General features: G+C 16.0%; 11 protein-coding genes and 1 tRNA gene. 1 reads left to right on the top strand and 11 read right to left on the bottom strand.

The window, feature by feature from the left end; translation table 11 throughout:
- Positions 1-141: 141 nt before the first annotated feature.
- Positions 142-561 (bottom strand): transcription antitermination factor NusB, encoded by a 420-nt coding sequence (nusB, locus tag RJD44_RS01540; RefSeq protein ID WP_343189856.1) that lies wholly within the window; start codon positions 559-561, stop codon positions 142-144.
- A gap of 118 nt (positions 562-679) precedes the next feature.
- Here nusB and RJD44_RS01535 point away from each other — a divergent pair.
- Positions 680-756 (top strand) — tRNA-Met (locus tag RJD44_RS01535).
- Between the two features lies 1 nt (position 757).
- On the opposite strand, the gene recD is transcribed toward RJD44_RS01535, so the two are convergent.
- The 10 genes from recD to RJD44_RS01485 all read right to left on the bottom strand — a co-directional run bounded on the left by recD (position 758) and on the right by RJD44_RS01485 (position 12,849).
- Complete coding sequence (recD, locus tag RJD44_RS01530) at positions 758-2,518, bottom strand: exodeoxyribonuclease V subunit alpha (RefSeq protein ID WP_343189855.1); 1,761 nt, start codon at positions 2,516-2,518, stop codon at positions 758-760.
- A 3-nt stretch (positions 2,519-2,521) separates the two neighbouring features.
- On the bottom strand, positions 2,522-3,169 hold the full coding sequence (locus tag RJD44_RS01525) for a hypothetical protein (protein ID WP_343189854.1): 648 nt from the start codon (positions 3,167-3,169) through the stop codon (positions 2,522-2,524).
- A 37-nt stretch (positions 3,170-3,206) separates the two neighbouring features.
- The gene (locus RJD44_RS01520; protein WP_343189853.1) at positions 3,207-3,347 is read right to left on the bottom strand and encodes a hypothetical protein; all 141 of its coding nucleotides are present in this window, start codon (positions 3,345-3,347) and stop codon (positions 3,207-3,209) included.
- 24 nt (positions 3,348-3,371) lie between these two features.
- Positions 3,372-5,936 (bottom strand): UvrD-helicase domain-containing protein, encoded by a 2,565-nt coding sequence (locus tag RJD44_RS01515; protein WP_343189852.1) that lies wholly within the window; start codon positions 5,934-5,936, stop codon positions 3,372-3,374.
- A 26-nt stretch (positions 5,937-5,962) separates the two neighbouring features.
- A complete protein-coding gene (locus RJD44_RS01510; protein WP_343189851.1) occupies positions 5,963-8,452 on the bottom strand; it encodes a hypothetical protein in 2,490 nt (829 codons plus the stop codon).
- Between the two features lie 239 nt (positions 8,453-8,691).
- Entirely contained in the window at positions 8,692-9,033 is a 342-nt protein-coding gene (locus RJD44_RS01505; RefSeq protein WP_343189850.1) for an exodeoxyribonuclease V subunit gamma, read from the bottom strand.
- Between the two features lie 21 nt (positions 9,034-9,054).
- Positions 9,055-9,906 carry a small-conductance mechanosensitive channel MscS gene (gene mscS, locus RJD44_RS01500; RefSeq protein WP_343189849.1) on the bottom strand — a complete coding sequence of 284 codons (852 nt, stop codon included), beginning with the start codon at positions 9,904-9,906 and terminating at the stop codon, positions 9,055-9,057.
- Positions 9,907-9,963: 57 nt separating this feature from the next.
- Entirely contained in the window at positions 9,964-11,055 is a 1,092-nt protein-coding gene (gene fbaA / locus RJD44_RS01495; protein ID WP_343189848.1) for a class II fructose-bisphosphate aldolase, read from the bottom strand.
- Positions 11,056-11,059: 4 nt separating this feature from the next.
- The gene (locus RJD44_RS01490) at positions 11,060-12,226 is read right to left on the bottom strand and encodes a phosphoglycerate kinase (protein ID WP_343189847.1); all 1,167 of its coding nucleotides are present in this window, start codon (positions 12,224-12,226) and stop codon (positions 11,060-11,062) included.
- Positions 12,227-12,252: 26 nt separating this feature from the next.
- Positions 12,253-12,849 (bottom strand): YhgN family NAAT transporter, encoded by a 597-nt coding sequence (locus tag RJD44_RS01485; RefSeq protein WP_343189846.1) that lies wholly within the window; start codon positions 12,847-12,849, stop codon positions 12,253-12,255.
- Between the last annotated feature and the right edge of the window lie 82 nt (positions 12,850-12,931).

Below are 12,931 nucleotides of genomic sequence, written 5' to 3'. Positions count from 1 at the left end.
ATAAATTATAAAAAATATTTTTTTAAACATTATATTGTTTACACAATTTATATTGTAAAAATTTTTATATAATTAAAATATATTCATATGGAAAAATTTTTTATATATAATAAATATATTTTTTTATACAAAATATTTTTTTTATAATATATTTTTTTTTGATCTTATATAAAATGCTGCTTTGTCTAAAATACCATTTATAAATTTATGACTTTTTTCAGATCCAAAGTACTTAGCCAATTCTATACTCTCATTTATAGTGACTTTATAAGGTATATCATATCTTTTTGTTAATTCATAAAAAGAAATTCTTAATATTGCTTTTTCTATTTGCCCTATTTTGTTTATTTTGTTAGACAAATATTTTTTTATTAAATTATCTAAATATATATAATTTTTTGATATTCCGGAAATTATTTCATGAAAATAAATTAAATCAGCCCCCCTTGTTTTTTTTTCTTTAACAAATTGTGTTTCTATATCTTTTATATAATTTTTTGATATTTGCCATGAATATAATAATTGAACTGCACATTTTCTAGCTTTTCTTCTTGATTTCATGTTACAAATCCTAATTTATAAAAAAATTTTTATTTATTTTTTATTTATATTTAGTATTGCATAATATTTTAAAAAATGTATAATAATTAAATTATATACTTTATAATTTTTTTACATTAGCGGAGTGGAGCAGTTTGGTAGCTCGTCGGGCTCATAACCCGAAGGTCGTTGGTTCAAATCCAACCTCCGCAACCAATTATTTATTTTGAATAGATTTTATAAATGTTTTTTTGTTTGAAAAAATAATTGTTTTTTTTCTAGTTCTTGTTATTCCTGTGTATATTAAATTTTTGCTTAAAAAATTTTTTTTTTTATTTGGTATTATTATTATAGTTTCATTAAATTCTGATCCTTGAGATTTATGTATTGTTGATGACCATGATGTTTCATAATTTTTTATTACGTAAGTAGGTAATTTAATTATATTATTGTCATTTGTTATAAAAAAAAATTTTTTTTTTTTATTTTTATCATATAATAATATTCCTATATATCCATTGAATATATTTAAATTTTTTTGATTTTTTTTTATCATTATTGGCTTTCCTATATACCATTTTTTATTTTTATTTATTATTTTTTGATTTATCATCATTTTTTTTATATTTTTATTTATTTCTTTTGTGCCAAATGGACCATTTTTTATTGCGCAAAGTATTCTTATATTATTAAATTCTTTTAATATATTTTTAGGATTATTTTTTTTTTTTATAGATTGCCAATATTTCTTATATTTTCTTATTATTATTTTTATCATGTTTTTATATTGGCTAAAATTTTTAATTTCTTTAAAAATTACGTCATTTAATTCATTTTTTTTTATTTCTTTTCTTATATTTTCAATATCATTTTTTAATATCATATTTGAAATTTTTTGTATACCAGATTTTTTTGTGAATCTATATTTTTTTTTTAATATACATACATGATCATTTATTATAGTATTTTTTTTTTTACATTTGTTTTTATAATTTATAATATATTTTAACATTTTTGACATATTATTACTAAATTGGTTGTTTAAATTCTTACATAAATATTTAAAAATATTTATTTCATTTATTGGTGGAAGTTGATTAAAATCTCCTAAAAAAATTATTTTTGTATTTTTTTTTGTAGATTCTATTAAATTTTGAAATAATATTGGAGTTATCATAGATGCTTCATCTATTATTAATAGATCTGCATTTATTTTTTTGTTTTTATTAAATTTAACATATGTTATTTCTGATTTAATTTTTAACAATCTATGTATTGTATAAGATTTGTCTGGAATATTTTGTTTTTCATTTTTTTTAATTTTTAATTTAGATAAATTTTTTTTTATGGAATTTAACATATGATGTGCTGCTCTACCGGTCATAGCTGCTATTTTAATTTTTTTTATTTTTTTACATATTTTTAAAATAAAAAAAATTATTGATGAAATTACAGTGGTTTTGCCAGTTCCTGGATTTCCAATTATAAATATAATTTTTTTTATAATTGACATTATTACTGATATTTTTTGTAATTTATTTAATTTATTGTTATCATATTTTTTAAATATTTTTTTTATATTTTTAATATTTTTATTTATTTTTGTATTTGTAAAAATTTTTGGTAAAAAAAATTTTTTTATAATAAATATTTTATTAAAGTAAAATTTTTTTTTATAAAATATTATTGGAAAATTGTATGATGTTTCTTTCCCTATAATTTTGCTGTTTTCTATTATTTTATCATAATTTTTAATATTAAAAAATTTTTTCCAAATTTTTTTTGGAATATTCTTATTAGAATATTTTTTTTTTATGTTTAATGAAATATGTCCTGTGTTATATGTGTAAATTAATAAAATAATTATAATTTTCACTAATAAATTTTCATTTTTTTTTAATAGTTTGTATAAAAATATTTCTGTTTCATTTATTATTTGTTTTTTTAATAGTTTTTTTAATATTTTTGTGTTTTTCATATTTTATATTATAAATTTTTCCATTCTTTCTATATATTTTTTTTTAGGTAATATTAGTATTTTTCCATATTTTTGTTTTTTTCTTATTTTTGTAAAAGATCTTAAAAATAGATAAAATATGCCTCCAAAATGTTTTTTAAAATTATATTTTTTTAAATTTGTTTTTAAATATTTGTGAATTCCTAATAAGTAAATTTTATATTGAATTTTATATTTATTTTTTATAATAATATTTTTTATTTTATTTTCATTATAATTTTTTTTTTTATTTCCTAAATAATTAAATTTAAAATCTATTAAATAAAATTTTTTTTTCCATATAAATACTATATCTATAATTCCAGTTATAATTCCTTTATTTATTTTAAATTTTATATTTTTATCTTTTAAAAACAAAGACCTAAATGTATTTTCATTTATTTTTTTTTTTATAAAAATGTTAAATTTCATTTCTTGCACAAAATTGTATTTTTTAATTTTTGATAACATTATTCCGTTTTTGTTTATTTTTGTATTAATTATATTATTCATCCATGCATATATTATTTTTGCCCATTTTTTATTTAAATTATATTTTTTTATCTTGTTATTTATCCAATAAATTTTTGTATTTTTATTTTTTATAAATTGTTTTAATATTTCATGTAACATTTTTCCTAATATTTTTCCTCTTGGAAAATTATATATATTAAAATAAGATTTTTTTTTTTAAAAAAAAATTTTTTATTTTATTTTTTTTTTCTATTTTTTTTATTTTATTTATAATTTTTGTAAAACTTGTTATCTTTAATTTTAATTTTTTTTTTATGTTATATTTTTTATTTTTCATATTTTTTATTTTTTGTATTTTTTTTTAAAATTTTTTTTTTAAATTTTTTATTATTTTTTTAAATTCTAAAAAATTTTTTTTTTTTTTTTTTTGAAGTATATATCCTATGCCACTTTTATGAACATCAGTGTGTTTTGATCCTTTTCTATTTTTTGTTACTCCTATTATTATTGTGCAATGCACTATTGCTCTTGTAAGAGATACATATAGTAATTTTATATTATTTAAAATTTTTTCTTTTAAAAATTTTTTTTTACTTTTATTATTTTTTTTTAAATCAATTATTTTTGTATATGTTTTTATGTCATAGTATGTAAAATCATTTTTTTTTGAAACATGCATTATAAAAGGTATTATTGTAATTGGATATTCTAATCCTTTAGATCTATGTATGCTAATTACTTTTATTCCATTCATTTTTTCATTTTTGTTAAAATATTTGTATTTATTTACATTTTTTTGATTTATTTTAATTTCTAACCAATGTATTAATAAATTTATTTTTTTAAATTTATACATTTTTTTTTCTAAAAATTTAGATATATAAAAATATTTTTTTATATATTTTTCTATTTTTTCTTTGTTGAAAATATTTTTTTTTACTATATTTTTTGTAATTATATATTTTATTAAATTTAATATTCCTGTTTTCTTTAAAATTTTTTTATATTTTTTAAATTCTTTTATTTTTTTAAATAGTTTTGTTTTATTTTTTTGTATATCATAAATTTTTTTTATATCTTCTGAAATTATTTTTGTACTTATTGCATTTATTATTTTTTGCTTATTAGAATAATCTATTATAGATTTTAATAATATTAATATTTCTTTTGTTTCTTCTTCATTATAAATATTTATTTTTTTGAATTGATAATATGACTTTATTTTATATTTATTTAATGTTTTTTTTATATAGTAATATTCAAATTTGTTTGCTACTAATATAGCTATGTCTTTTTTAGATATGAATTTAGTTTTATTATGATATTTTATTTTTGCTCTTTTTTTTTTTCCTAAATATAGTAATTTTTTTATTTGTTTAGCACATTTTTTTGAAGACCATGCAAAATATTTTTCTAAGTTTATTTGTGATTTTTTGTAAAATATTATTTTAAAATTTTTTTTTTCAACTTTGTCTACTATTATTTTTATTTTATTGTTTTTTTTGGTATACTTTGATTTTTTAAATATTATATTTTTGTTAACAAATGGATTTTTAACTTTCAAAAATATATTATTTATGAATTTTATTATTTGTGATGATGTTCTCCAATTAGTGTCTAAAAAATATTTATCTTTTATTTTTTTTTTAAATTTATTATATAATAATATATTCGATCCTCGGAAATCATATATACATTGTTTTGGATCCGCAAATATTATCATAATATTTTTTTTGTTATTTTTCCCATATATTTTCATCAAAATTTCTTGTTGATCATAATCAGTATCTTGAAATTCATCTATTATAGCAACTGGATATTTTTTTTTTAAATATAATAAAATATTTTTATTTTTTTTAATCTTTTTTTTTACTATTTTTACTAAATCATCAAAATTTATTATAGACTTGTTTTTTTTTTCTATTTTTACTATATTGGGTATTTTTTGTAAAATTTTATATATTATAAATTCTTTCATAAAAAATTTTTTTTTAAAAAATTTTTTAATATATTTATATAAAAAATTTAATTTTTTATTTTTTAAAAAATATTTTTTAATATTTTTTATTTCTATCATTTGTTTTATTTCTTTAGGAATAAAGTAATCTTTTGTTTTTTCTTTACACCAATTGTTTATTTTATTTTTATATCTTAGTATTTTTACATGTCCTATTTTTTTTTTTTTTAATTTTTTTATTATTTTTTTTATTTCATTTTTGTTTAATTTACATATTTTTTTTAATATTATTATTCTTTTTATTATTTTAAAATGAAATGATTTTATATTGTGTTTTTCAAATTCTGAATCAAATTTAACTTTTATATTGTTTTTAAATATATTTTTTGTTTCTTCAAAAATTTTTTTAGGTTCTTTCCAATATGAATATATTATTTTTGAAATTTCTTTAGAAATATTATAAAAATTTTTTCTCCAAAAATATATTATTGCATTAAAAAAAAGTTTATCTTCATTTTCTAAAATTTTTTTATAGAATCCTTGTTTAAAAAAAAATTTTTTTTTTTGTATAATTTTGTTACAAAATTGATGTATTGTTAATATAGAAGAGTTATCAAAAATTTCTTCTAGTTTATATAAATTTTTAATTAGTTTTTTTTTACATTTTTCTTGTTTTATAATTTTTTTAAAAAATATATTTTTACTATCATTTTTCATACAATCTGTTTTAAAATTTGATATTGTTTCTTTTATTCTTTCATATATTTGATTTTTAGCATATTTTGTGAAAGTTAATATTAATATTTTTTTTATATTTATGTTTTTTTTTATATATTCATTTTTTATATTATTTTTTAATAATAGTCTTAAATACAATATTATTATTGTAAAAGTTTTTCCTGTTCCTGCTGAAGATTCTATTAAAGAGTTTTTTAAAAAATTTATTTTTAGTGGATTTAATTTTTTCATTTTTAACTTTTTTTTTAAAATATTTTTTATTTTTTATATTTTTTTAATTTTTTTAATATTGGATAATGCCATTTTAATGAAGATAAATATATTTTTTGTATGTTTTCTGTATTTGTTTTACTTATTATTTTTTTTATATATAGATTGTTTTTTTCTCCAAAAATATAGTTATTTCCATTCCAATTTTTAATAAATATTTTTTTTGAAATTTTTTTATTTTTTTTTTTTATTAAATTTTTTATCCATATCATTCCTGATTTTGTTAAAAATATTGGATTTTTTATTCCATCTAAATATCCATGTATATATTTTATAATATAATAGTATGATTCTTTTTTACTTAATTTTTTAAATATAATTATGGAATTTTTATAACCTAGCATTTTACTATGTTTTTTACATTTATATGTAGCGCAGAAAAATAAATGATAAAACCAAAATTCTATTATATCATTTAAATTTAATATTTTTGGTTTATAACTTATTAATTTTTTTTGTGAGAAAGTTTTTATTTTTGTTTTTATAATGAAGTTTTTTATTTTTATTTTTATTTTTATTTTTTTAATTTTTTTTTCTACATTTAATTTATATATATTTTTTTTTAATATTTTAGATTTTTGTACTATTTCTTCAAAGATTATTTTTCCAAAATGTTTTTTTGGTAATATTCCTAAAGATAAATAATATTTAAATATTTTTTTTGTATTTTTATTTTTTAATATATTTTTAAATATATCATTACTAATTTTATTTTCTAAACTTTTTGTTAATGTAAATGCTTCTTTTTCAGAATAAATGTTTTTATATTCAAAAAGATTTATTTTTATAATTTTTTTTAAAAAATATTTTATTGGATTTTTCCAGAATGTTATTAAATTTAATATATTAATTTTATTTTTTTTGTGTTTTTTTTTTTTTAATTTAATATTTTTATTTTTATTTTTATTTTTTTTTATTTTTTCATAGTTTTTATATGATATGTCTTGTTTGTATTCTTTTAATATTCTGGATATAATATCTTTTTTATTTATTATAAAATTTTTTAAAAGTTTTTTTTTAAAATAATAATGTTTAGATATGTAGTTAATCAAAATTTCTAATATTTTTATATTATTATTTTCATTAAAATTATTTGTATAACTTATATAAAAATATTTTTCTGCTGAAATTATTAATAATATTATTTTACGTATATTTTTATATTTTTCTTTATAATAATAATTTTTATTTTTATGTAATAAATTAAAATTTTTGCATAAATTTTGATTTTTTATTTTATAATAATGTATTCCTAAAAAATATATTACTTTAAAATTGATATTTTCTATTTCATGTAAATTGCAAAATGTTACAGAATTTAAAAATATGTCGTTTTTATAATATTTTAATTTAATAAATTTTTTAAAAATTATTTTTAGTTCATCCGAGTAAATTTTATTTTTATATTTTATGTTTATTCCTAACTTTATTATATTTTTAAATAACAATTTTATATTTATTTTTTTCTCGTTTTTTTTTAAAAATTTTTTAAAAATATTATTTAATATATCTTTCCATTCAGATAGTTTTTTTTTTTTTGAAAAAATCTTTTTCCATTTTTTTATTATTGTAATTATTTTTATAAATTTTGAAATTAAGTTTTTATTACAATAATTTATTTTTATATATGGTACATAATTTTTGTAAATTAAATTTTTGTTATAAGTTGTATATCCTAGTAAAATTTTTTTTAATGCATAATTCCATGTATTTTCCTTACTTATTTTTTTTAATTTTTTTTTAAAAGTTATATTTTCTATATCAAATTTTACACACATATCTTTTATATATCTTTCTAATAATATTATTTCTTCATTTTTTATTTTATATTTTTTTTTTATAAAATCTGAATATAAAAAATATATTATTTCTTCTATTGTAATTTTATTTTTCTTTAAATCAAATATTCTATAAACAAAGTTTAAAAATTTTTTAATTTTACATTTATTATCACTAATAATTGTATATGGAATTTTTAAAATATTTTTTGAATGGAATATACTGTTTATATATGGTAAATATTTTTTTATTTTGGTTGAAACTATAACTATATCATTTGCACATATATTATTTTTTTTTTTTAATATTTTTTTTATATTTTTATAAAGAATTTCTATTTCTTTATATTTACTACAACAAGAAAATATTAGTATAGAATTGTCTGTTTTTAATATTTTTTTTCTTTTTGTTTGATCAAACATTATATTTTTTTTTATATTTTCTAATAAAGTATTTTTATTCTTTATTATTTTATCTATATTTTGTATATTTTTTTTATTTATTAAATATTTTGTAAAATTCAATGAACTTTTTACTAAATACATTAATAATTTATTTTTTATTATATTTTTTATTATTTTTAAGAAATTATAATTTTTTAAATATGTTATTTTTTTTTTTTTTATTGGTATATTTATTGGTGTAACATATAAAATATTTACGAAAAAATTTTTATTTAGTTCGTTAAAGAATGACATGAAAAATTTAGAAATATAATTAGAATGTATTACAAATATTCTTTTTGTTTTATATTTTTTTTTGTATTTAATGAAATTCTTTAACGAATTATATAAATTATTTTTGTTTATGTGTTTCCATAATTTTTTTTGAAATTTTTCTTCTTTAGATATTTTATTGTTTTTATTATTTTGTTTGTTAAAATTAATTATAATTTTTCGGGAATTAAAAATATATTTTTTTATAATTTTACTAATTTCTACAGAAAATAAAATTTTTTTTTATTATCAAATTTATTTTCAAAAAAATTTTTTATAAAATTATAGTCTTGATATAAAAATATTTTCCAAAAAATTTTTATATTTTTAAAATTGTTTTTTTTTTTTATAGTTTTCCAAAAGAATGTTTCCATAGTATAGAATTTTATATTAGCGCAAATTCCAATTTGTTTTGTAATAAATATTTTTATCCATTGTGCTATGTTATAATTTTCTATTATAAAAATATCTTCTGATAATATATATTTTTTATTTTTTTTTTTTATTATTTTACAAACTTTTTTTATTAATTTACTAATTTTATATGATGTATATATTTTCATAATTTTTATTTTTTAAACATTTTATTTTTTATATTTTTTGTAAATGTTTATATCAAGTTGTGGATACGGAATTGAAATATTATTTTTATCTAAGGATTTTTTAAATTTTGCCATTAAATCCCAGTATACAGCATTTAGATCACTATTATTACTCCAACATCTTATTATAAAATTTATAGAAGATGGAGCTAATTCTGACAATCCTACGACTATATCTCTATCTTTTAAAACTCTTTTTTCTTTATATACAACTTCTCTCAATATTTTTATTGCAAAATCTATATCTGTTTTATATGATACACTTATATTAAATTCATTTCTTCTAGCTGGTTCTCTAGAATAATTTATTATATTTCCTGATACTATTTTTCCATTTGGTACAATGACAACTTTGCCGTCTAATGTTCGTAACATTGTATAAAATATATGTATATTCAAAACAGTTCCTGCGGCATTTCCTAAATCAACATATTCTCCTGTTTTTAGAGGTCTTAATGTTACTAATAATACTCCAGCTGCAAAATTTGATAGAGATCCTTGTAAAGCTAATCCAATAGCCATTCCAGCTGCTCCTAATATTGCTATTACTGATGTAGTTTGTACTCCTATACAGCCAAGAGATGCTATTAAAGAAAATGTTATTATTATATATCTTGCTAAAGAAGACAAAAAATTTGAAATTGTTATATCAATAGATCTAGATATTAATACTTTATTAATACCATTTGATATTATACCAGCAATAAATGTACCAGTTGTAAATATTATTATAGATGAAATAAAATTTATTATGTAACTTAAAACGAGTTCTTGATTTCTTATTATCCAGTTCCCAGCATGATGAATGTCATTTACTACATTAAAATCATTCATTTTATGTTTTTCCTGTTTTTTTGATTTTTTTTAATATTTATTTATAATGTTAATATATTAATAATTTTTATTTAATAAATTTATTGCATTTAACTTTTTAAATATTTTTTCTATTTTTTTGATAGCACATATTTGTGATTTTCTAATCCAATTTCTAGGATCATAATATTTTTTATTTGGTGTTTTTTTATCTTTTTTATTTCCTAATTGATTTTTTAAATAATTTTTATTTTTTTTATAAAAATTTAATATTCCTTTCCACAAATTCCATTGTATATCTGTATCCATGTTTATTTTAATTACTCCATATGATATTGCTTTTTTTATAATATTTTTTTTTGATCCTGATCCTCCATGAAAAACAAAATCTATAGGTTTTTTTTTTAAATTATATTTTTTACTTATATATTTTTGAGATTCTGATAAAATTGTAGGTTTTAACGTTATATTATTTTTATAATATACTCCATGAACATTTCCAAATGACGCAGCTATTGTAAATAAATTACTTATTTTTATTAATTTTTTATATGCGTATTCTACGTCTTTTGGTGTGGTATATAAATGTTTTTTTTCTATTTTTGTGTTATCTATTCCATCTTCTTCACCTCCAGTACATCCTAATTCTATTTCTAACATTGAATCTATTTTTTTCATTTTTTGTAAATATTTAGAACATATACTGATATTTTTCTTTATATTTTCTTTTGATAAATCTATCATATGAGAAGTGAATAAAGAAATCTTATTTTTTTTAAAAAATTTTTTGTCTTCTAGTATTAATCCATCTAACCACGGTAGTATTTCTTTATGACAATGATCAGTATGTAATATTACTGGTATTTTATAAAATTTTGAAACTTTGTGAACATATTTAGCTGCTATAGTTGCTCCTAAAATTGATTTCTTAATATTTTCTTTTATATCTATTCCATTTCCTAGAAAAAATGATGATCCTGTATATGAAAATTGTATAATTATAGGAGAATTTATTTTTTTAGAAGCTTCTAAAACAGAATTAATAGTATCAAAAGTACAACAATTTATAGCTGGTATAGCAAAATTGTTTTTTTTTGCAACTTTAAATATTTTTTTTGCTTCTGAAGCACGCATTACTCCAATTTTAATATTTTTGAATAATTTTTTCAAGTTGTTACACCTTTGTGTTGTTTTTTTTATTTTTTATTAATTCTATTACAGGCAATGTTCCATTTACTAAAAATTTTAAAAATGCTCCTCCCCCTGTTGAAATATACGAAATTTTATTTTTTATTTTTAACAAATCTATTATAGCTAATGTATCTCCTCCTCCAGCTACAGAAAACGCATTACTTTTAGATATACATGTAGCTAATTTTTTTGTGCCATGTCTAAACTTAGTAAATTCAAAAACTCCTAATGGACCATTCCATATAATGGTTTTTGCAGTTTTTATTACTTTTTCTATTTTTTTCTCTGTTTCAATTCCTATATCCATTATTTCTTCTTTTTCAGTTATTTCAGATACTAATTTGTTTTTTATTTTTGTGTCATTAGAGAAATTTTCACCTACTTTAGAATCTATTGGAATTAAAAAATTAAACATTTTATTTAATTTTTTAGCTTCTTTAATAAATTTTTTTTCATGCAAAGATTTTCCTACAAAATTTTTTATTGCTATAAATGTATTAGCTATCCCTCCGCCTAAAATTATTTTATTTGATATTTTTCCTAAAGATTTTAGTAGAGCAAATTTAGTAGATATTTTAGCTCCCCCTACAATAGATATTAATGGTTTTTTTGGATTTTTTAATACTTTATTTATTGATAACATTTCTAATTCCAATAATTTTCCAAAACAACATTTATTTACAAAATTTACTATTCCATAAGTTGATGCATGCATTCTATGAGCGCTACCAAATGCATCCATTACAAAGATATCACATAATTTTGCATATTTTTTTGAAAGTTTTACAGAATTTGATTTTTCTCCTTTGTTAAACCTCACATTTTCTAATAAACAAATTTCACCAAATTTTATTTTTATTGGTTTTAAAATATTTTTTTGAAAAATTATTTTTGTATTTTGTAATTTTTTTTGTAGATATTTAAAAATTGGTAATAAAGAATATTTTTTTTCGAATATGCCTTCTTTTGGCCTACCAAAATGTGACATTAATATTATTTTTGCTTTTTTTTTAATTGCATATTTTATAGTAGGTATAGACCTATCTATTCTTTCAGTAGAAACTATTTTTTTTTTTATTATAGTTACATTAAAATCATTTCTTATAATTATCTTTTTTTTATATATATTTGTATTTGTTATTATGTTCATATTTTTTTTAAATAGTTAATAATATATTATGTGTTGAACCATGATTTTATTCCATCTAAAAACATTTGTGTTGATAACATTATTAAAATTAATCCCATTAATTTTTCTAATGCATTTACTATATTTTCCCCAAAAAATTTTGTGAACATTTCTGTAGAAAGTAATATGAATAAACTAAAACTCCATGCTATGCTTAATGAAATTACTAAAAATAATTTTTGATCTTTATATTGATGTGATAAAAGTATTAAAGTTGCTAATATAGAAGGACCCGCAATTAATGGTATAGCTAATGGAACTAAAAATGGTTCTTTTGTTTCTGTGTCAATATTTTCTAATGTATTGTTTATATTAGAAAATATCATTTTTATTGCTATTAAAAATAAAATTATACCACCTGATATAGATACTATTTGTGTTTTTAAATTTAAAAAAGATAATATTTTTTCTCCTATGAATAAAAATAATAACATAATTATAAATGCTATTAACATTTCTCTTATTAATATTATTTTTCTTCTTTTTTTTTTAAATTTTTTTAAAATAGAAATAAAAATTGGAAGATTTCCTAAAGGATCCATAATTAATATTAATAATATTGTGTTAGAAATTATTTTGTTCATTTTTTCCTTATAAATTAACACAAAAATATTTTTTTTGTTTTAATTTATTTTTACATATTTTATAAAGTTTTTTTAAAAAGAT

The sequence above is a fragment of the Buchnera aphidicola (Astegopteryx bambusae) genome (assembly GCF_039365365.1).
Lineage (GTDB): Bacteria > Pseudomonadota > Gammaproteobacteria > Enterobacterales > Enterobacteriaceae > Buchnera_G > Buchnera_G aphidicola_B.
This window is presented reverse-complemented; position numbering and strand designations above follow the sequence as displayed.

What these genes read in the sequence shown, in the direction of transcription:
- nusB (WP_343189856.1), bottom strand. Translation starts at nt 561, where the DNA reads ATGAAATCAAGAAGAAAAGCTAGAAAATGTGCAGTTCAATTATTATAT.
- recD (WP_343189855.1), bottom strand. Translation starts at nt 2,518, where the DNA reads ATGAAAAACACAAAAATATTAAAAAAACTATTAAAAAAACAAATAATA.
- RJD44_RS01525 (WP_343189854.1), bottom strand. Translation starts at nt 3,169, where the DNA reads ATGTTACATGAAATATTAAAACAATTTATAAAAAATAAAAATACAAAA.
- RJD44_RS01520 (WP_343189853.1), bottom strand. Translation starts at nt 3,347, where the DNA reads ATGAAAAATAAAAAATATAACATAAAAAAAAAATTAAAATTAAAGATA.
- RJD44_RS01515 (WP_343189852.1), bottom strand. Translation starts at nt 5,936, where the DNA reads ATGAAAAAATTAAATCCACTAAAAATAAATTTTTTAAAAAACTCTTTA.
- RJD44_RS01510 (WP_343189851.1), bottom strand. Translation starts at nt 8,452, where the DNA reads ATGTCATTCTTTAACGAACTAAATAAAAATTTTTTCGTAAATATTTTA.
- RJD44_RS01505 (WP_343189850.1), bottom strand. Translation starts at nt 9,033, where the DNA reads ATGAAAATATATACATCATATAAAATTAGTAAATTAATAAAAAAAGTT.
- mscS (WP_343189849.1), bottom strand. Translation starts at nt 9,906, where the DNA reads ATGAATGATTTTAATGTAGTAAATGACATTCATCATGCTGGGAACTGG.
- RJD44_RS01490 (WP_343189847.1), bottom strand. Translation starts at nt 12,226, where the DNA reads ATGAACATAATAACAAATACAAATATATATAAAAAAAAGATAATTATA.
- RJD44_RS01485 (WP_343189846.1), bottom strand. Translation starts at nt 12,849, where the DNA reads ATGAACAAAATAATTTCTAACACAATATTATTAATATTAATTATGGAT.